This window comes from Paenibacillus wynnii (assembly GCF_030812855.1).
In the GTDB taxonomy this organism is placed as follows: Bacteria; Bacillota; Bacilli; order Paenibacillales; family Paenibacillaceae; genus Paenibacillus_AQ; species Paenibacillus_AQ wynnii_A.
Genome location: NZ_JAUSTK010000002.1, coordinates 86,954 through 107,432 on the forward strand (window position 1 = coordinate 86,954; position 20,479 = coordinate 107,432).

Annotated in this window: 18 protein-coding genes; 2 read left to right on the forward strand and 16 right to left on the reverse strand. The window is 46.5% G+C overall.

The genetic code is table 11. The features are described from left to right. The first annotated feature begins 49 nt into the window (after window positions 1–49). Entirely contained in the window at window positions 50–886 is an 837-nt protein-coding gene (locus J2T20_RS02385; protein WP_307585223.1) for an alpha/beta hydrolase, read from the forward strand. A 320-nt stretch (window positions 887–1,206) separates the two neighbouring features. Then, on the forward strand, window positions 1,207–1,593 hold the full coding sequence (locus J2T20_RS02390) for a hypothetical protein (RefSeq protein ID WP_307585225.1): 387 nt from the start codon (window positions 1,207–1,209) through the stop codon (window positions 1,591–1,593). A 152-nt stretch (window positions 1,594–1,745) separates the two neighbouring features. Here the strand turns inward: J2T20_RS02390 and argH are convergent, their stop codons facing one another. From argH to J2T20_RS02470, 16 genes are all read right to left on the reverse strand, one after another. Further along, window positions 1,746–3,161: an argininosuccinate lyase gene (argH, locus tag J2T20_RS02395; RefSeq protein WP_307585227.1), complete on the reverse strand. Its 1,416-nt coding sequence runs from the start codon at window positions 3,159–3,161 to the stop codon at window positions 1,746–1,748. Between the two features lie 120 nt (window positions 3,162–3,281). Further along, on the reverse strand, window positions 3,282–4,517 hold the full coding sequence (locus tag J2T20_RS02400) for an argininosuccinate synthase (protein ID WP_307585228.1): 1,236 nt from the start codon (window positions 4,515–4,517) through the stop codon (window positions 3,282–3,284). A 549-nt stretch (window positions 4,518–5,066) separates the two neighbouring features. After that, on the reverse strand, window positions 5,067–6,035 hold the full coding sequence (gene argF / locus J2T20_RS02405) for an ornithine carbamoyltransferase (RefSeq protein ID WP_036652645.1): 969 nt from the start codon (window positions 6,033–6,035) through the stop codon (window positions 5,067–5,069). Next, complete coding sequence (locus J2T20_RS02410) at window positions 6,032–7,291, reverse strand: acetylornithine transaminase (protein ID WP_307585231.1); 1,260 nt, start codon at window positions 7,289–7,291, stop codon at window positions 6,032–6,034. The genes argF and J2T20_RS02410 overlap by 4 nt, the downstream gene beginning before the upstream one ends. A gap of 47 nt (window positions 7,292–7,338) precedes the next feature. Then, entirely contained in the window at window positions 7,339–8,172 is an 834-nt protein-coding gene (gene argB / locus J2T20_RS02415; RefSeq protein ID WP_307585232.1) for an acetylglutamate kinase, read from the reverse strand. Window positions 8,173–8,216: 44 nt separating this feature from the next. Continuing rightward, on the reverse strand, window positions 8,217–9,443 hold the full coding sequence (gene argJ / locus J2T20_RS02420; RefSeq protein ID WP_307585233.1) for a bifunctional ornithine acetyltransferase/N-acetylglutamate synthase: 1,227 nt from the start codon (window positions 9,441–9,443) through the stop codon (window positions 8,217–8,219). A 20-nt stretch (window positions 9,444–9,463) separates the two neighbouring features. After that, window positions 9,464–10,513 carry an N-acetyl-gamma-glutamyl-phosphate reductase gene (gene argC, locus J2T20_RS02425; RefSeq protein WP_307585235.1) on the reverse strand — a complete coding sequence of 350 codons (1,050 nt, stop codon included), beginning with the start codon at window positions 10,511–10,513 and terminating at the stop codon, window positions 9,464–9,466. A 139-nt stretch (window positions 10,514–10,652) separates the two neighbouring features. Continuing rightward, window positions 10,653–11,537: a YitT family protein gene (locus J2T20_RS02430; RefSeq protein ID WP_307585237.1), complete on the reverse strand. Its 885-nt coding sequence runs from the start codon at window positions 11,535–11,537 to the stop codon at window positions 10,653–10,655. 400 nt (window positions 11,538–11,937) lie between these two features. Continuing rightward, a protein-coding gene (prfB, locus tag J2T20_RS02435) for a peptide chain release factor 2 (RefSeq protein WP_307585758.1) occupies window positions 11,938–13,051 on the reverse strand; the annotation gives its coding sequence in 2 pieces (ribosomal slippage) (window positions 11,938–12,978 and window positions 12,980–13,051; 1,113 coding nt in all). Between the two features lie 763 nt (window positions 13,052–13,814). Then, window positions 13,815–16,322, reverse strand: a complete 2,508-nt coding sequence (gene secA / locus J2T20_RS02440) for a preprotein translocase subunit SecA (RefSeq protein WP_307585239.1) — start codon at window positions 16,320–16,322, stop codon at window positions 13,815–13,817. A gap of 286 nt (window positions 16,323–16,608) precedes the next feature. Then, window positions 16,609–17,160: a ribosome hibernation-promoting factor, HPF/YfiA family gene (gene hpf, locus J2T20_RS02445; protein ID WP_307585241.1), complete on the reverse strand. Its 552-nt coding sequence runs from the start codon at window positions 17,158–17,160 to the stop codon at window positions 16,609–16,611. 171 nt (window positions 17,161–17,331) lie between these two features. Then, a complete protein-coding gene (locus J2T20_RS02450) occupies window positions 17,332–17,529 on the reverse strand; it encodes a cold shock domain-containing protein (protein WP_036652637.1) in 198 nt (65 codons plus the stop codon). 229 nt (window positions 17,530–17,758) lie between these two features. Then, the gene (locus tag J2T20_RS02455; protein ID WP_307585243.1) at window positions 17,759–18,094 is read right to left on the reverse strand and encodes a flagellar protein FliT; all 336 of its coding nucleotides are present in this window, start codon (window positions 18,092–18,094) and stop codon (window positions 17,759–17,761) included. After that, window positions 18,087–18,476 carry a flagellar export chaperone FliS gene (fliS, locus tag J2T20_RS02460; RefSeq protein ID WP_307585244.1) on the reverse strand — a complete coding sequence of 130 codons (390 nt, stop codon included), beginning with the start codon at window positions 18,474–18,476 and terminating at the stop codon, window positions 18,087–18,089. The genes J2T20_RS02455 and fliS overlap by 8 nt, the downstream gene beginning before the upstream one ends. A gap of 23 nt (window positions 18,477–18,499) precedes the next feature. Continuing rightward, on the reverse strand, window positions 18,500–19,987 hold the full coding sequence (gene fliD / locus J2T20_RS02465) for a flagellar filament capping protein FliD (protein ID WP_307585246.1): 1,488 nt from the start codon (window positions 19,985–19,987) through the stop codon (window positions 18,500–18,502). 19 nt (window positions 19,988–20,006) lie between these two features. Continuing rightward, window positions 20,007–20,396: a flagellar protein FlaG gene (locus J2T20_RS02470; RefSeq protein ID WP_307585248.1), complete on the reverse strand. Its 390-nt coding sequence runs from the start codon at window positions 20,394–20,396 to the stop codon at window positions 20,007–20,009. Between the last annotated feature and the right edge of the window lie 83 nt (window positions 20,397–20,479).

Consider the following 20,479-nt stretch of genomic DNA (forward strand, 5'->3'; position numbering starts at 1 on the left):
TATCGGTTTTAGCCTGTGCTATCATTTGGGCTGAGAGGGGGATAATTTAATGGCTTTGATAGAATGTCGTTTTTACTCGGAAGTACTTGGACTTAGCACTTCAATGACCGTTATTCTGCCGCAAACTACCACTACGCAAATTGGAATGAGCAATGTAAACAGAGGTGGGCTCCATCCTACACTGTACTTACTTCATGGTTTATCTGATGATGATTCGATATGGCTGCGCCGTACTTCCATAGAGCGGTATGTTGCCGAGATGGGAATAGCCGTAGTGATGCCTCAGGTTCACCGTAGTTTTTATACGGATATGAGTGTTGGGGGCAATTACTGGACCTTTATCAGCGAGGAACTGCCGAAGCTGGCTCAATCTTTTTTTCCGCTATCACCAAAACGTGAGGATAACTTTGTTGCAGGGTTGTCGATGGGCGGTTACGGGGCGATGAAGTTAGGTTTGCGTAAACCGGAGGCTTTTTGTGCGGCTGCCAGTCTGTCGGGAGCCCTTGATATGGCCCATCATTTCATGAACTGGGAAGATCCGAAGGAAAAAACCAAGGAGTATGAGATGATCTTTGGTACAGAGGACATTGCCGGCACAGAGGATGACTTATTATGGCTGCTGGAACAACACAATGCCTCAAAAGGCCCCAAAACATCGCTGTATCAATGCTGCGGCACCGAGGATTTCCTGTATGCGGATAACATCGCCTTCCGGGATGCCTGCCGTAAAACCTCGTTATCCTTAACCTATGAAGAAGGACCGGGGGAACATGAATGGGGTTATTGGGACACCAAAATCCGTGATGTGCTGGCTTGGCTGCCACTACCTCAAGATGAAGTACAGGTTGCTGCTGCATCAAACCCAGCTGAGGAGCTTGAACTTTAATACTTTTTGATTGAGTCAGTTTCATAAACAGTTTTCACCAGATAAAAACCGTATAAACATCTGTGCATGTGAGTGGTTAGTGTAAAAACCTGCTGATTTCTGAACAGTATTGTTGTACTTTGTGCAGGATTCCAGGCGCAGACGGTGCTTCAGGAGCAGTATTGTTGTACTGCGTGCAGGATTTCAGGCGCTGACGGTGCTCCAGGAGCAGTATTGTTGTACTTTGTGCAGGATTTCAGACGCAGACGGTGCTCCAGGAGCAGTATTGTTGTACTGTGTGCAGGATTTCGAGCGCTGACGGTGCTTCAGGAGCAGTATTGTTGTACTTTGTGCAGGATTTCGAGCGCAGACGGTGCTCCAGGAGCAGTATTGTTGTACTTTGTGCAGGATTTCAGACGCTGACGGTGCTTCAGGAGCAGTATTGTTGTACTTTGTGCAGGATTTCAGACGCAGACGGTGCTCCAGGAGCAGTATTGTTGTACTGTGTGCAGGATTTCAGGCGCAGACGGTTCTCCAGAGCAGTATTGTTGTACTTTGTGCAGGATTTCAGGCGCAGACGGTGCTCCAGGAGCAGTATTGTTGTACTTTGTGCTGGATTTCAGGCGCTGACGGTGCTCCAGGAGCAGTATTGTTGTACTTTGTGCAGGATTTCGAGCGCAGACGGTGCTTCAGGAGCAGTATTGTTGTACTACGGAGTCAGTGATTAGTTTTTCGAACATTATCCGTTGTTGATTACAATTCCAATGTGAAATTATGCGAATTTACACAGTATAAAATTGACTTCATTAGAAAAAAAGACTGTCGTTTCCTCCCATCATCACGATGTGGAACGACAGTCTTTGTATTTTAAAAAAGGGGACTAAAGTACAGCCCCAACATGACTCGTTACCCATTTGTTAGCTTCAAGTAAAGCAACTTCAGCCCGTTCAATAGCAGCCTCTACCTGAACGGTGGCAGTACCACCATAGACGTTACGTGCGTTAACTACCGCTTCCGGCTGCAGCACAGCGTAGATATTCTCATCGAACAGAGGTGAGAACTGCTTGAACTCTTCCAGCGTGAGATCGAGTAGGAATTTGCCCTCGTTAATACAGTAGAGTACTGTTTTACCGATAACCTCATGTGCCTGGCGGAACGGCAGACCTTTTCCTACCAGGAAGTCCGCAATATCAGTTGCATTGGAGAAGTCTGTGTTCACGGCCTCACGCATACGTCCCTTGTTTACTTTCATTGTCGAGATCATCGGTGCATACAACTGAAGCGCACCCGTCAATGTAGCTACGGTATCGAACATTCCTTCTTTATCTTCCTGCATGTCTTTGTTGTATGCCAGCGGCAGGGACTTCAATACAGTTAGCAGGCCGATTAGATTCCCGTACACGCGACCTGTTTTGCCCCGAACCAGCTCGGGTACATCCGGGTTTTTCTTCTGCGGCATGATACTACTGCCTGTGCAGAACGCATCATCAAGCTCTACGAAGCTGAATTCTGTACTGCTCCACAAGACAAGCTCCTCGCTTAACCGGGATAGATGAGTCATAATAAGAGCCGCATTTGCCAGAAACTCCACAATGAAATCGCGGTCACTTACGGCGTCCAAGCTGTTCTCGTATACACTATCAAAACCAAGCTGCTCAGCTACGAAATGTCGATCAATCGGAAAAGTAGTGCCCGCAAGCGCTCCAGCACCCAGAGGGAGCACATTAATACGCTTGTAGCTATCCGATAACCGCTCCGCGTCACGGCGGAACATGGACACATAGGCGAGCAGATGATGTGCAAACAAAATCGGCTGCGCCCGCTGCAAATGCGTATAGCCGGGGATTATGGTATCTAAATTGTCTTTAGCTTGCACAATCAAAGCTTCCTGCAGCTCATGCAGCAAACTCACCAGTTCCACCACACGGCCCCGTAGATAAAGGTGCATATCTGTTGCCACCTGGTCATTCCGGCTGCGGCCTGTATGCAACTTGCCCCCGACCGGACCGATTTCTTCAATGAGCTGCTTTTCAATATTCATATGAATATCTTCATCAGCTACAGAAAATACAACCTCTCCCGCACGAACCTTCTCCAGTACCTTGTTCAAACCAGCCTTGATGGTCTCAACATCATCCTGTGGCAAAATCCCGCATTTGCCCAGCATGGTAACATGCGCAAGGCTTCCCTGCACATCCTCTTCTGCCAAAGCCTTATCGAATCCGATGGAAGCCGTATACTCCTCCACCAACTTATTAGTCCCTTTGGTAAAACGCCCGCCCCATAGCTTACTCACCTGTTGCTTCCTCCTCTTGGACGCCAGAGGGCCGCTCCTGTCCTGACGGGAGGAACGGCCTTCTCGGATATCCGTTTGTTTATTATTTGTATAAAGGTAACTGAATCCAGCTACTAGTGTTTATTTCGCAGATTCAGCGACTCCGGCAGAAACCTTAAGGCGGAGTGCATTCAGGCGGATAAAGCCTGTTGCATCACCTTGGTCATATGCTTGAGTAGGATCAGCTTCCATCGTTGCAATATCCGGGTTGTACAAGCTGACCGGACTTTTTACTCCAGCACCAATGATGTTGCCTTTGTAAAGTTTTAGGCGTACGGTTCCTGTTACATTTTGTTGGCTCTCTGCTACAAGAGCTTGCAGCGCCAGACGCTCTGGAGCAAACCAGAAGCCATTATACACCAATGTGCTGTAACGAGTAATCAGGCTGTCGCGCAGATTCATCACTTCGCGGTCCATTGTGATGGACTCCATTTTGCGGTGAGCGGTGAACAGAATCGTACCGCCCGGAGTTTCATATACACCGCGGCTCTTCATGCCGACAAAACGGTTCTCAACCATATCCACGCGTCCAATACCGTGTTTGCCGCCCAGTTCATTCAACTTCTCCATCACCTGAAGCGGGGTTAGAGATTCACCGTTCAAGCCCACGCAGTCACCCTTCAGGAATTCCAGCTCCACATATTCGGATTGATCAGGAGCATCCTCAGGGGAGTTGCTGAGCAGGAACATTGCTTTGTTCTCATCGGAGCTAGGATCGAACCAAGGGTCTTCCAGCACACCGCTCTCATAGCTGATGTGCAGCAAGTTCCGGTCCATGGAATACGGCTTAGCCGCTGAGGCCTGAACCGGAATGCCATTGGCTTCCGCATAGGCGATCATTTCCGCACGACCCGGAAATTGATTACGGAACTCCTCCAGCCGCCAAGGTGCAATAACCTTGATGCCAGGTGCCAACGCTGCTGCGCCAAGCTCAAACCGCACTTGGTCATTGCCTTTGCCTGTCGCGCCATGCGCGATGGCTGTTGCGCCTTCGGCAATAGCGATATCGACCATCCGCTTCGCAATCAGCGGACGTGCGATACTCGTGCCGAGCAGGTATTGGCCTTCATACAAAGCGCCCGATTGGAACATCGGGTAGATGAAGTCGTTAGCGAACTCATCACGCAGGTCATCGATATACACTTTCGATGCGCCGGTAGCGAGTGCTTTTTCCTCCAAGCCATCCAGCTCTTCCTTCTGTCCGATATCGGCAGTGAAAGCAATAATCTCCGCATCATAAGTTTCTTTCAGCCATTTCAGAATAACTGATGTATCCAATCCGCCGGAATAGGCGAGTACAATTTTTTCTTTAGCCATGAAAAAGCAACTTCCTTTCGTTGAACAGTTCTATTATTGGGTTAGCGCTTCATGCAGGATTTGAGTTGATAAGCGTGGACTCTAGCGTCTGGGCTAACTCTAATGACCATATAGTTGCACAATATGCAACTAAAATGATCATTTTAGCTCAAAAAGGCATTTTAATTGCACTTTTTACAACTATTTCATGTAGTTTAACTGCAAATGACCTTTTTGACTGTTTTTAATTGTACAAAGTACACTTAAAGCCCGGGAAAGTCCCTACCACTCAACTTAGTTGCACAAAGTACAATTAACTGAAATTAGCAGCTGTTTAGTTGATGGTTACTGGTTAGTTGGTGGTTACTAGGTAGTTCCTCGGCTGATATGTGTGATTTGGTGATTTTGTAGTCAGTTACTTGGGTACCTGGTGTTTGGTAGTCCGTTAGGTAGTCCGTTAGGTAGTCCGTTAGGTAGTCCGTTTGGCAGTCCGTTAGCTAGTTACTTGGTGTTTGGCAGTCGACTGACCCATATATTACTTTATCCCTTTGGGTTATCCCATCAGCCAGCTTAGCCCATCAGCGCAGCCATCAGCGCTTTTTGCGCATGCAGCCGGTTCTCCGCCTGATCAAAAATAACCGAGTTTGGTCCGTCGATTACGCCTGTGCTGACCTCTTCCTCGCGGTGGGCCGGCAGGCAGTGAAGGAATAGGTAGTCACTCTTCGCTCCCTTTACAAGCTCCTCGTTGACCTGGTAGTCCTTGAAAGCTGCCTCACGCGCCAACTGCTCTGCTTCGAAGCCCATGCTCGCCCACACGTCAGTGTAGATTACATCTGCATCCTTCACTGCGTCCTGTGGACTGCGGGTGACTACAATCTCTGCTCCGGTCTCTTCAGCAATCTTGCGTGCTTCTGCTACAACAGCTTCATCGGGCTCGTAGCCTTCCGGCCCTGCCACAGACACATGGACACCAAGCTTGGCACCGCCAATCATGAGCGAATGGGCCATGTTGTTACCGTCTCCGATGTAAGCAAGCTTCAAGCCCTTGAGTTTCCCCTTGTGCTCATACACCGTCTGATAGTCTGCCAGTACCTGACACGGATGCGCCTGATCGCTTAGTCCGTTGATTACAGGAATAGAAGCATTACGCGCCAGATCTTCAACTTTGTCATGTCCAAAGGTGCGGATCATTATACCGTCGAGATAACGGGACATCACCTGTGCCGTATCTCCTACGGTTTCACCGCGTCCCAGCTGGATATCATTTTTGCTGAGGAAAAGCGCGTGCCCGCCAAGTTGAAACATGCCGACTTCGAACGAAACGCGTGTACGCGTGGAGGATTTCTCAAAAATAAGACCTATGGTCTTTCCCTTGAGCGGCTGATAAACCTCACCGTTCTTCTGCTTACGCTTCAGTTCTATCGCTGACTCGATAAGATATGTGATTTCTTCTGCGCTGTAATCGTTCAACTCCAGAAGATCTCGACCCTTCAACTTCTGTGCAATATCCTGTGTATCGTTCTGCACGCCCTGGCTCATGAACTGGCTTCCCCGCTTTCTTTTTTAGCATAAGTATGAATGAGTTCTGATAGGATGTCCACAGCCTGGTCAACCTCTTCTTTGCTAACATAGAGGTTCGGCAGCAGACGAATAACATTAGGACCGGCGGTTACGAACAGCAACCCCTGTTTTTGTCCAGCCAACACAATATCACCGACCGGAGACTGACATTCGATTCCGACGAGCAGTCCTTTACCGCGGATATCCAGGACAAAAGAAGAATCCGCCAGCTTCTCTTTCAGAAGCCCTTTTAAATATTCACCCATTACCGCCGCACGCTGCGGAAGTTCATCTTCAAGCATCGTCTCAATCGTCGCAGCCATCACCGCTGTTGCTAGTGGTGTTCCCCCGAAGGTTGTAGCGTGGCTGCCCGGCGTGAAGGCTTCACGGAGATAACCCTTGCCCAGCATCGCTCCAGCAGGGAATCCACTCGCAATCCCTTTTGCCAGTGTGAAAATATCCGGCTCAATGCCGTAATGCTGATAAGCAAATAGTTTACCCGTACGTCCCATACCGGTCTGAACTTCGTCTATGATCAGAAGCAGTCCGTGCTTTTTACATAATTCAGACACAGCGTTCAGGAACTCAGGCTCAACCTCCAATACGCCGCCTTCAGCCAATACCATTTCCAGCATGATCGCAGCGGTATTCTCACTAATAGCCGCTTCAAGTGCAGGGAGATCATGCAGAGGTACTGTTTTGAAGCCTGCAGGAAGCGGCAGGAAGCCTTCTTTAACCTTCTGCTGTCCGGTAGCCGTCAAGGTAGCCAGTGTACGTCCGTGGAAGGACTGCTCAAAGGTAATCACTTCATAGCGTCCTGTACCTTTCACCTTCTGATGGTAACGGCGGGCCAGCTTGATTGCTGCTTCATTCGCTTCGGCTCCACTGTTGCAGAAAAATACTTGATCCGCACAGCTATTATCCGTAAGCAATGTGGCAACTTTTTCTTGTGCAGGAATGTGGAACAAATTCGAAACATGCCAAAGGGTATCAATTTGCTCCTTCAGCTTCGCACCCACTTTTTCCGGAGCGTGACCCAGACTGGTAACCGCCAATCCACAAGTGAAATCCAGATATTTATTACCCTTATCATCCCAAACCCAGCTACCCTTACCTTTAACCAAGCTAATGTCATATCTGCCGTAAGAAGGAAAAATAGCACTTTGTTTTTTTGTAGGTGTCGATGCATCCTGAGTACCTGTTCCAGCGGATTCTGCTTGCGTAAGCTTATTCATTCTAAGTCACTCTCCCACCCTGCTTCACCGGTTACCCGGCAGCAAATTTAGTTTGACCGTATTATACGTGTACCCAGTTCTTCACCCTGCAGCACCCGGCTAAGCACTCGAGGTTCTTTACCATCTACGATGACTACTTCCGACACACTGCCTTGAATACAATCCATAGCGGCACGCACTTTAGGAATCATTCCCCCGTAAATCTCTCCACTCTCAATCAGGTTCTCTATATCCTGAACAGTCACAGAGGGAAGAACAATTTTCTTACCCTCTACTGTACTCATAATTCCCGGAACATCCGTGACTACAATCATTTTGGGTGAATTCACATGCGATGCCACGGCTCCTGCCGCTGTATCTGCATTGATGTTATAACGTTGGCCCTGAGCATCGACACCAATGGGCGCAATCACAGGAATATACCCCATAGACAGGATACCCGTCACGATCTCAGCCTTTACCCCCGTTACCTCTCCGACAAGCCCTACTTCGGCGCTATTGGCCACAGGACGAGCTAGGATCAAGTTTCCATCTTCTCCTGACAAGCCAAGAGCCAACCCCCCGCTACCTTGGATACGCCGCACAATGGCTTTGTTAATACTTCCGGCAAGCGTCATCTCTACTACATCCAGCACTTCCTCGGTCGTCACCCGCAGACCATTTACGAAGCGGCTCTCAATGCCTAGCTTAGCTAGATTATCTGATATGGCAGGACCGCCTCCGTGGACGATGACAGGCTGAATACCCGACATTTGCAGCTCCCGCAGATCCTCAAAAAATGAATCCGGGAGCGCCGCCAATGTACTGCCCCCACACTTCATGACGAACAAACCTTTAAAGCTTTCTTTATCATTAGAATCAAGAGTTCCGCTCTGAGTCATGTTAGTTATCGGTCCTTCCCACTTGGCTTTGTCAGTCACAGATCTTAGGTACGGTATGCCGCATTGATGCGTACATAGTCGTACGTAAGGTCGCAGCCCCATGCTGTTGCGGATCCGTCTCCATCCTGCAGAATTACCGTAATGAGCACCGTATCTCCTTGCAAATAAGCCAAAGCCTCTTCTTCATCAAAAGCAACCGGCATCGACTGTGTCAGCACCTTGATACTCCCAAGCGAAATATCTACCCGTTCCGGCGATACCGGAACACCTGCACGGCCTACCGCCGCAATAATTCGTCCCCAGTTCGCATCCGCACCGAATACCGCAGATTTCACCAGACTGGAGCCTACCACCGTCTTCGCGATCGCACGCGCTGCATGCTCATTCACCGCTCCCTGGACAATCACTTCGATTAAATGAGCCGCACCTTCTCCATCGCGGGCAATTGATTTGGCCAGAGTCTGGCACACATAAGTGAATGCAGCAGCAAAAGCATCCCAATCCGGGTGAAGTCTATTGAGCGTACGATTATCGGCAAACCCGCTTGCCATCGTAATCAGCATATCGTTAGTGCTCGTATCGCCATCCACTGTAATCATATTAAAAGTGACATCGGTCGCCTCACGCAGCAGACTGTGCAGATCTTCCTGATTAATGACAGCATCTGTAGTCATAAAGCCCAGCATAGTCGCCATATTGGGATGAATCATCCCCGAGCCTTTAGCGGCTCCTGCGATTGTAACTTCAACTCTGCCTACTAGAACCTTAACGCAACATTCTTTTTTCACCAGATCCGTCGTCAAAATCGCCTGGCAGAACTCCTCCGCACCGACTGCTCCGTCATCCAGCTTCTCCGGTAACTCAGCGATCCCCGTCCGAACGCAATTCATTTTCAAAAGCTCACCAATAACGCCAGTGGAGGCTACTCCAACATTATTCTCGTCAATACCCAGACGGCGTGCTGTAGCAGCCCGCATTTCATACGCATCCGCTTCTCCTTGTTCGCCGGTACAAGCATTAGCGTTGCCGCTGTTAACCACCACTGCTTGCAGTATGCCATTCGCCAGACTCTCACGAGTCACTTTAAGAGGCGCGGCCTGGAATACATTCATCGTATACACTGCTGCAGCCGTAGCCGGAACATCACACACAATGACTGCGAGATCGTTACGCTCGGTTTTTTTCAGACCGCAGTGCAGTCCCCCCGATTTAAAACCTTTAGGTGTAGTAATGCTCCCGCCTTCAACGACGGTGAATAATTGCTCGCTCATTGTATAGTTACCGCTGAATTCTATGGATACACTGGTGTGTAGCCAAGTCCAAGGGTTTCCTCCCATCCCATCATTAAATTGAGGTTTTGAATCGCCTGCCCTGCTGCACCTTTTACAATATTATCAATGACAGAAACAATGGTAACCCGCCCTGTTCGAGCATCCGTCGCAAACCCAATATCACAATAGTTCGAACCGCTTACTTCTTTTGTAGCCGGAATAATCCCTGCATTTCTTATACGAACATAGGGTCTCCCTGTATAATACTTACGATATAAGTCCACAAAATCCTGCTCGGTGTATTTATCATTCATTCCCGCATAGATCGTCGTCATAATGCCCCGAGTCATCGGCACGAGATGCGTGGTGAAGGTTATGGTTACTTTTTCCCCCGCGATATCGGTGAGTACCTGCTCAATTTCTGGAATATGCTGATGTTCATTTATTTTGTATGCCTTAAAATTCTCATTAATTTCTGAATAATGAACCGTCAAGCTGGTCCCTCGGCCTGCACCGGACACTCCCGACTTGGCATCGATAATGATACTCTCATGCTTGATCCAACCTGCTTCAATAGCCGGAATAAGTCCGAGCAGGCTCGCTGTCGAATAGCAGCCCGGGTTCGATATAAAATCCACACCTGCGGCACGCTCTCCATACACTTCAGACAGTCCGTACACTGCCTGCTTCAAATAGACATCGTCTGGAGCCGGGTGCTTATACCAATGTTCATACTCTGCACCGTCCCGGAGCCGGAAATCACCGGATAGATCTACGACCTTCAGCCCAGCCTCCAGCAGCTGCGGGACAAGCTTGGCGCTTACTCCCGACGGCGTAGCCGTAAAAACAACATCCGCCCGGCCCGCGATTTCAGCCGCCTCTACACCATCCAGACTCCGTTCAATGACCCCCGTCAAATGCGGAAAGCCCTCTTCAATCGGTGCCCCTGCACTTGATGAGGAAATGACCGAAGTGATCTCCACGTTGGGATGGCTTTGCAGCAGTCGAATCAACTCCACGCCTCCGTATCCCGTTGATCCTACTATCGCCGCCCTTAGCTTGCCATTCATTGTCATCCCCACTTTCTGTTTCTATAAATCAGCCGTTATGCAAATATGTATTATTATACAACCGGATTAATATAAATACAACGTTTTGTCATTCATTCGAATAAAAAAAGAGAAGCGTCACCTCTCCGAAATCAGGGATTTACGCTTCTCTTTTGAATCCTTCGCCCAGTACCTCATGAGCTTCGGTAATTATTACAAATGCTCCTGGGTCTACAGAGCGCACGATAGCCTTAAGCCTCGTAATTTCATTCTGTCCAACCACTACCATCAGCACGGTTCGATGATCTCCGGTATAACCGCCTTGAGCGTTCAGCTTCGTCAGCCCACGGTCCAAGTCATGTAAAATAGCCTGAGAGATCTCCTCCGTTTGATCCGATATAATATAGGCAACTTTTGTATTGCTGAAGCCTACTTCAAGCGTATTGATTACCCTGCCCGTTACGAAAAGCCCGATTAGAGCATAAAGAGCCTGCTCCATTCCGAGTACAAAAGCAGCCAATGTAATTACCGTGCCGTCCAACAGGACTACAGACATTGAAAAGCTCAGGCCGGATATTTTTTGAATAATCTGAGCCAGAATGGTCAGGCCCCCCGTTGAACCCCGTCCCCGGAACACAAGCCCCAGACCCAGACCTACACCGATTCCACTGTATATAGATGCTAACAAAGGATTATGCGTGGGAACAGGAAAATCCCTGGTGATATAGATAAATAACGGCAGCACAAAGCTGCCCAACAAAGACCGCACTCCATACTGCTTACCCAGAAATAGCACTCCAAGTACAAATAACGGGATGTTAAGCGCCCATTGAGTAAAAGCAGGCTCGGCTCCAAGCCATGACTGAGCTAGTACGGACAAACCCGATACTCCGCCTGAAGCAATCCGATTGGGCAGCATAAAGATGTTAAATGCGATTGCTGTAATAAGTGAACCTATCACAATCAAAATAATATCAACTGTATGTCGCAGCGGCCCGTTGAGCGGAATAAGCGGAGGCTTGCTGCGCGAGTTTATTTTTTGCATGGAGAATCTCCTTAGGTGTGAAAGATGAAAGTGAAGCGTGAACGGTTCAACGTACAGTGAAGTTCCCCAACGATACATTGTGTGTCTAGAAAAAAGGGGGTTATCCGATATGCGTGCGGACTCTACAGCCCTTATTATCATACTGATGACCTAATGGCAATTCATGCGGACTGAGGTGCAGTTATTAAGGGTTACACAGCCTTATTTAGGCCAATTTGGGCTCAATAACGGCTTCTCCGTCCGCATACCATGAATTTGGAGGCATTTGGAGGAAATAGCGTCTGCTGTGTCCGCATACACCGCCTCGTCCATCTAGGTTCACATTCATACCTTTGGTTTATGTGATGAACCTCTCCATAAAAAACCACGTACCCAAGGGTACGCAGGAATAACAGCATCTTTATTCAGCATCAGTCTTAATTTGGCTGCGTAAATAACCATCAATAAAAGCATCCAAATCGCCGTCCATAACCGCTCCTGTATTACCGGTTTCCACGGAGGTACGGTGATCTTTTACCATACTATAGGGATGGAATACATAGGAACGAATCTGACTACCCCAGGCAATATCCGATTGATCGCCGCGGATCTCATCCAATTGCTGCTGCTGCTCTTGCAGCTTGCGCTCATAGAGCTTGGAACGCAGCATCGTCATGGCCTGTTCCCGGTTCTTGATCTGGGAGCGCTCGTTCTGGCAGGTTACTACAACCCCAGAGGGCATGTGAGTGATCCGCACAGCAGAGTCAGTCGTGTTAATGTGCTGTCCGCCGGCTCCAGTAGCCCGGTACGTATCGATTTTCAAATCTTCTGTACGAATTTCTACTTCGATATCCTCTTTAATTTCAGGTACAACATCACAGGACACGAATGAAGTGTGGCGTCGTCCCGAGGAGTCAAACGGAGAAATACGCACTAGACGGTGTACGCCTTTTTCGGCTTTCAGGTATCCGTAGGCATTAAAGCCTTTGATAAGAAGAGTTACACTCTTGATCCCGGCCTCATCGCCCGGCAGATAATCAAGAACCTCTACCTTGAATCCATGCTTCTCTGCCCAGCGGGTATACATGCGTAGCAGCATTTGGCCCCAGTCTTGGGATTCCGTACCCCCGGCTCCAGGATGCAGCTCCAGAATAGCATTTAGCTTATCATAAGGCTGATTAAGCAGCAGCTGCAATTCAAACTCATCTACCTTTGCCAAAAGAGAACGAATGGATGCTGCGGTTTCTGCCGCCAATTCATCATCGCCTTCTTCATCCGCAAGCTCTGTCATCATGCTTGTATCATCATATTCCACTTGAAGCTTCTCGTATTGATCTACGGATGACTTCACGGCATTCATTTCAGCGATGACACCTTGCGCCTTGTCAGGATCATCCCAAAAACCGGGAGCAGCCATCTTCTCCTCGAAGTTCGCAATCATCTCCTGCTTGAGGTCTAAGTCAAAGAGACCCCCTAAGGTTGGTTAGTTTCTTGCTTATTTCACGCAGGTCCTGTCTCACAGTAGGATCTATCATATGGTTCACTTCACCTTTCAAAGTAAGTTTGCGTTTTGCGCTGTTGGACATTAAAAAGAGTGAATCCATCCCCATTTCGAGTATGTTTGGACTTCCGATCGCTGTTATCCCCAGATTCCTTGAATTATAACCGCACTTGCGGTTGGAATCCCGGGATAGCATATGCTTTCGAAGAGAGCTTTCCTACGGAAAGCTTTCGGGCGAGCGCTACGCTTCTCCAGTTCCAAACCTTCTCTTCATTAGCAATTCACTCAAGTTGTAAGTCCAAAAAAGCGGCCGGGCCGCAAACGGGGGAATCCCCGGGCCCAGCCGCTTTTATTGTCATCAAAGCTTAAGAACATTGGCTCAACACCAAAATCAGTGCTTGACAGGTGACGGGAAGGGCAGAAAGCCGCCGTTACGCCCCAATAGAGGGATTTTCTCCCTCTATTTCTGTACTAGCCACCCCGTTTGGGCAATTAGAGGGAATTTTGCCCGCTGATTTTGAGGATATACCCTTTTTGGGGCGGTATGGGTAAGATTAGAGGGATATTTTCCCTTTAATTTTAAAATCAAGATGTTTTGGTCGGTAATAGAGGGCATTTTTCCCTCTAATTCACCGAAGAACTGGTCCGCAACCCCGAGTCGGCTACCTGTAAGGTGTAGTTGCCCCAAACTCGGTGAAACATCAGGCGAAGTTGTGTCGAAATCGTTACCGCTACAGTGATGCAAACGGAAAGTCAAGCACTGATTTCGAGAAAGAGCCAGAATACTTAGAACTTTTTTATGCGTTCTGTCCATGGCAATTCTTATACTTCTTGCCGCTGCCGCAAGGACAAGGATCGTTACGGCCAATGGCCGATTCTACGTGTACCGGACGTTTTTCAACGGGTTCGGCATTGGTAGAGATTTTGTCCTCTTCTATAACAGATTGACGCTCCTGATTCGCCTCGATATGCGCCTTCATAATATAAGTCGCAACTTCTTCTTGAATATTAGCGCTCATCTCATTGAACATTTGGAAGCCCTCGAACTGATACTCACGAAGCGGATCGGTGCCGCCGTAGGCACGAAGGTGAATCCCTTGACGAAGCTGATCCATCGCATCGATATGATCCATCCATTTGCTATCTACAGAACGCAATACGATAACCTTCTCAAATTCACGTACCAGTTCAGAACCAAGACGTTCTTCACGAGCAGCGTATTTCTCAAGGACACGGGCAAAAATGTACTCGATGATTTCATCGGATTCCTTACCCCACAGATCATCACGAGTTAGAACACCTTCATCCAACAGCTTGCTGTTGACATAGTCCGCTACTTCTTGAAGTTCCCAGTTCTCAGGGATATCATCGCTGCAATGTGCTTCTACAACACGTTCAATTACAGGCTTGATCATCTCAACTACGGTATCTTTGATGTTGTCAGACTCCAGAATTTCACGGCGTTGTTTATAGATAATCTCACGCTGTTGATTCATAACGTCATCATACTGCAGGACAACCTTACGAATATCAAAGTTGTTTCCCTCTACCCGCTTCTGGGCAGATTCAACAGCACGGGTAATCATGCGGCTCTCAATAGGTTGATCTTCTTCAAAGCCAAGACGGTCCATCATGTTCAGTACATTATCTGCACCAAAACGTTTCATCAGTTCATCGCCAAGCGATAAATAGAATTGGGTTGAGCCAGGGTCACCCTGACGACCCGCACGACCACGCAGCTGATTATCAATACGACGTGATTCATGACGTTCCGTACCAATAATATGCAGTCCTCCGAGATCCGCTACACCTTCACCCAGAATAATGTCTGTTCCGCGTCCAGCCATATTTGTCGCAATCGTAACAGTGCCCGGTTGGCCCGCGTGTGAAATGATCTCCGCTTCAGCTTGGTGATGCTTGGCGTTCAGCACTTGGTGTCTTACACCCTTGCGCTTAAGCATTTCCGACAGACGTTCTGAATTCTCAATAGATACTGTACCTACCAATACAGGTTGATTTTTCTTGTGGCGTTCCACAATTTCCTCTACAACTGCATTGAACTTGCCATTCTCGCTTTTATAGACAACATCAGGTGCATCTGCACGTTGATTGACTTTATTCGTAGGCACTTGAAGTACTTCTAGGCCATAAATTTTCTTAAATTCTTCTTCTTCTGTCTTTGCTGTACCCGTCATGCCACCCAGCTTGCGGTACATCCGGAAATAGTTCTGGAAGGTGATTGTTGCGAGCGTCATGCTCTCATTCTGTACTTCAATCTCTTCCTTCGCTTCAATCGCCTGATGCAGACCATCGCTGTAACGGCGACCAGCCATTAGACGGCCTGTAAATTCATCAACAATAACAACCTCTTCTTCTGTAACCACATAATCCACGTCACGGCGCATAATAACATTTGCTTTGAGCGCTTGAACAATATGATGGTTCAGGGTTACATGGGCTTGGTCATATAAATTCTCTACACCAAAAGCACGCTCTGCTGTAGCTACACCCTTTTCAGTCAAGGCAACAGATTTCACTTTGATATCTACCGTGAAGTCTTCCTCAATGGTTAATTTCTTCACAAAACGATCAGCCGCATAATACAGTTCGTTTGACTTCTCTGCTTGTCCTGAAATAATAAGCGGTGTCCGCGCTTCATCAATAAGAATAGAGTCCACTTCATCAATAATACAGAAATATAATGGGCGTTGTACCATTTGCTCCTTATAGAGCACCATGTTGTCACGCAGATAATCGAAACCAAATTCATTGTTCGTGCCATACGTAACGTCGCATGCGTAGGCATCCTGTTTATCAGCATGGTCCATGCCTGTCAGGTTAACCCCGACCGTCATGCCCAGGAAGTTATAGATTTGTCCCATTTGAGCACTGTCACGTTGAGCCAAATAATCATTGACCGTAACTACGTGTACACCTTTACCAAGCAGGGCATTCAAGTAAACGGGTAATGTACCCACCAGCGTCTTACCTTCACCGGTCTTCATCTCTGAGATTCTACCTTCATGCAGAGCCATACCTCCGACCAACTGCACATCAAAGTGGCGCATGCCTAGAGTCCGGACAGATGCCTCACGTACGGTAGCAAAGGCCTCAGGAAGAATTTCCTCCAGTGTCTCACCCTTTTCAATCCGTGCACGGAATTCGCTTGTCTTGGCGCTCAATTCTTCATCGGATAGTGCCTTAAAGGTTGGCTCCAATCCATTAATTACTTCTACCGTCTTCATGAGACGTTTGACGTCACGTTCATTAGTGTCACCAAATATTTTTTTAACAAGTCCTAGCATGGTTAACCCCTTTCATGCAACACAGATGGTGGAATCGAGCCCATCCTTACGAGATTGAAAGGGCCACTTTAAAAAAGTCGATTCCGCTGCTTCATAAATTGTAACAGTTTGTAAGAGATGCCGCAATACAAGCGGCCATAACCCCAGTTTCTAGCAACAATATCTATTATATACGCACAAGAGCCCTATTCGCTTCACACGAATAGGGGCTCGATTAATTATTTTCATTTTAGAGAAGCTATAAAGCCTTTGTAGTACTCTGGTACAAACTCACAACACAACTTGATTAATCCTGTTCGATTAGTCCATACTTGCCGTCATTACGTTTGTAAACGACACTCACGTCTGAGGTGTCAATATTGGAGAATACAAAGAAATTGTGGCCGACCATGTTCATTTGCAGGATTGCTTCTTCCACATCCATTGGCTTCAGAGTGAAACGCTTATTCCGTACAACCTCCAATTCATCGGTATCCTGATCTTCAACAGCAACTGCGCCGCCCACTCCTTCCACAAAGAGCGTCTTCAGGCTTCCTTCCTGACGGAACTTACGATTGAGTTTGGTTTTGTGTTTACGAATTTGACGTTCCAGCTTGTCCAATACAGCGTCAGTGGACGCATACATGTCGTCGCTGCGATCTTCCGCACGAAGAGTTACACCTGCTAGCGGAATGGTCACTTCCACCGTATGAAGGCCATGAACAACGCTAAGCGTTACATTTCCTTCAGAGGTAGGGGGTGCATCGAAATACTTCTCAAGTCTGTTGAGCTTCTTATCAACATACTCTTTCAATGCCTCAGTCACTTCAAATTGTTGACCTCGAATGCTGAATTGCATAAGCACTCCTCCTTTGCTCCTTCATTATACCAAATTGTTAGCGCTAAGTAAAAAGCATTTCGTATTATCACAGAAATTAAAAAAAGACCCTGGAATCACTCCAGAGTCTTGTGCTATTCGTCTCAATTTGCTAACCATCTACCATATATGTAGGTCGGCTTCGCCGGATGATTATAACTTGATTACGTTAGCTGCTTGTGGTCCGCGTGCACCTTCAACGATGTCGAACTCAACAGATTGGCCTTCATCCAAAGTTTTGAAACCGTCGGTTTGGATTGCGGAGAAATGTACGAATACATCGCCACCTTCAGAAGTCTCGATAAAGCCATAACCCTTTTCTGCGTTAAACCATTTTACTTTACCTTCCATTGTTCAAACATTCCCTTCGTCATCAAATGAATGTGAGTCTTGCTCACAATTCTGACTATAACACCGCTACTTCTTTATTGTCAATTGGAAAAGTAAATGTTTACATTCTATAATTTACCAGACATAAATCGACTAAATTTTCAGAAGGTTTTCTTGTGTTATAAAAGCAGAAAAGAGGCAGACGAGTATTAATACCCGCATGCCCCTATCTATGAAACATCTTAATATATTATTTTTTTCGATCCATTAAAATACTATCTGGTGTATAGCCAGATTCGTATGCGCTGCGCTGGGCCTTGGCTTGATTGCGCTTCTGCAGCCAGTCTTGAGCTTCAAGACGCAGGGCGTTCATTCGGGCAAGAATAGCAGAATCATGTTCCATGATTCGACTGATTGCCTGCTTTTGTGCAGGGGTCGGTTGACAGAGTTCGACTTCAACTCCGATGGAGTCGACAAGTTTTTGACGTTCTTCTACGAAAGCGGAAAACTCTTCATAGGAGACTTCACCCAGGCGGTCTATGATGCTAGAAGTTAGCTGGTTGAGCTGCTGGATAAGATCATCCATGCTGGAGGTCTTGACCTGCTGGAATTTTGGCAGCTTGGGCAAACGTTTGACGAAGCTCCATGAGGTATCCAAGGGCTTCTTCAGCTTGCTCCTTTGATTTCTTAATGTTGGATTCAATGAATAAGTGATTTATATATTCGTATAGAGAAGCCAAGGAGTTGGAAACTTCGTATGTGTGGTCTAATGTTGTGATAAGTTCGTTAACAATATTTTGAGATTTAACTAAATTGGTGTTAACTTTCTCATAATCAGTGCATTCTAGTCCTTCTAGTGCCGCCTTGGCAAAACGTATTGCCCCGTCAAACAACATCAGTAGAAGCTGAGAAGGGCTGGAAGTCTGCACAGAAGATTGCCGGTATTTATCGTATGGAGATGTTATCATCTGCTTCACCCTTTTTCTAAAAATTATCCTGCATAACTTGAGAGACTTGCTGATTGGCTATTATATTTATTGATTGCTGTTTCCATAGCCGTAAACTTTTTATAAAGGTTATTTTCCATATCAGATAAACGATTCGACATTTGAGAAATTCTGGTATTATAGTCAGTAAGACGTTTTCCCATAGTACTATCTGCCTTAAACGCTGCAGTAATATCTGATGTATATTTGGAGGTTCCGGCTTTTACGGCTAATTTATCTATCGCAGTATTCATACTAGTGGATAATTTATCAAACAATCCACTATTTGTGACACCCGTAGTCCCTTGAAATATGGAGGTCACTATCTGCGGATCATTTTGAAGAGCCAGTTTTAACTTTTCTTCGTCGATGTAGAGTTTTCCATTCTCATAGTATTGCCCTGTTGTAACTCCAATTGAACTTAAATCTCCTAACTTTCCAGTTATTGCCGATCTCATAGATGAAATCGTTGATTTCAAAATTTCATCATTTTTCAACATACCGCTCTTAGCTTTTTTTTCCCAGGCCTCGATATCATTATCTGTCATTTCTTTTTTCTGTTCATCTGATAAAGGAGTAAATTCAGTATACCGCTCTTCATTAGTCTTAGTATTCAACGAACTTAGCAAATCATTGTACGTTTGTACAAAGTTAGTGATGGTTTCGAGAGCCTTTGTAGAATCAGTTTCTGTAGTGATTGTAGCAGAGGTTGTTGTTTCTGCAAGTAAAGTAATTTGAACTCCATTGAGCTTAAAGGTGTTGCTCGCATACTCAAGAGGAGCCGCGCTTCCATTTACTGTAATTTTTGCCGGTTGATAAGCGTTTGTGGTTATGACTCCGGTTCCAAATAGCTGTTCAAAGGTATTTGAAGCATCCAGCGTCACTGTACCTGTAGGGGCGTACGTTTTCGAGGCAATTGTCAACTGCCCTGAGGATTCATCAAATTTCGCCGTTACGTTAGCTCCCTCGGTTCTATTAATTTTAGAAATCGCTTCAGAGATAGATAGAGTTTCATCAAGCTCTATAGTTTTTCCGTTAACTATCATCGAGAATTTACCACCGGTAGCAGAGACATTCGTATTTATTGCTTGTAAATCAGTTAGTTTAGAACTGGAAGTGATTCTTGTCCCGTCTAGCTTAATCATATTAGCACCAGAAGTTTTAGCAGCCGCCAATTTGGCAAGCTGAGTAACTTCTATTTCCATAGGAATGCCATTGGCTTCAGCTGTCGCCTCTGCCTTTAATGCCGTTGTCTCGCCGCTAACCACAGCCTTTTGAGTATTCAATGCACTTGAAGCATCAAATTTTACTAACTTGTTATTCTTAAAATCAATAAGTTTGCTGTTCATTTCCCTATAATTGTCTCTTTGCCATTGGAGAATTTGTTTTTGTTGATTTAGTTTATCAAGCGGTACACGCTTTGCCGTCATCGTTTCCTTTACAATACTATCAACATCTATGCCCGAAGCCAAGCCACTTACTCTAAGTACCATACAAGATCCCCCTTTTTACTCAAATTCTTTCATCTACAATAATTCCGGCAATTTCCATCATGTTTGCGACCAAGTCCAAGGTCTTTTCAGGCGGAACTTCCCTAATTAATTCACCAGTTTCCTTGTTAAGTATTTTAACCATAATGGTCTGGGTTTCCTTGTGTATGCTTACTTCCAAAGCTGTGTTGGGTCCTTCCAAGGCTTTTAACGCCTTTTCTAGTGCCTTTACAATCTGTTCTTCTCCAACAGTAACGGACACTCCTTGATTTTCCAATTTCTTCAGTTCGACACTACTGTGCAGGTTACTTATCTTTACGTTGTTAGCTTCCACTGGTTTAGTATTTGATATTACCCCAAAATCCGGTTTAGGATTATTTAACCCCCCGTTATTTGAAAAGCGAACATCCATTTTAGTAACCCCCGCAACAATATTTATACTATATTTATCGGATATTCTTGGAAGGAGTTAATACAAATCATAAAATAAAGTAA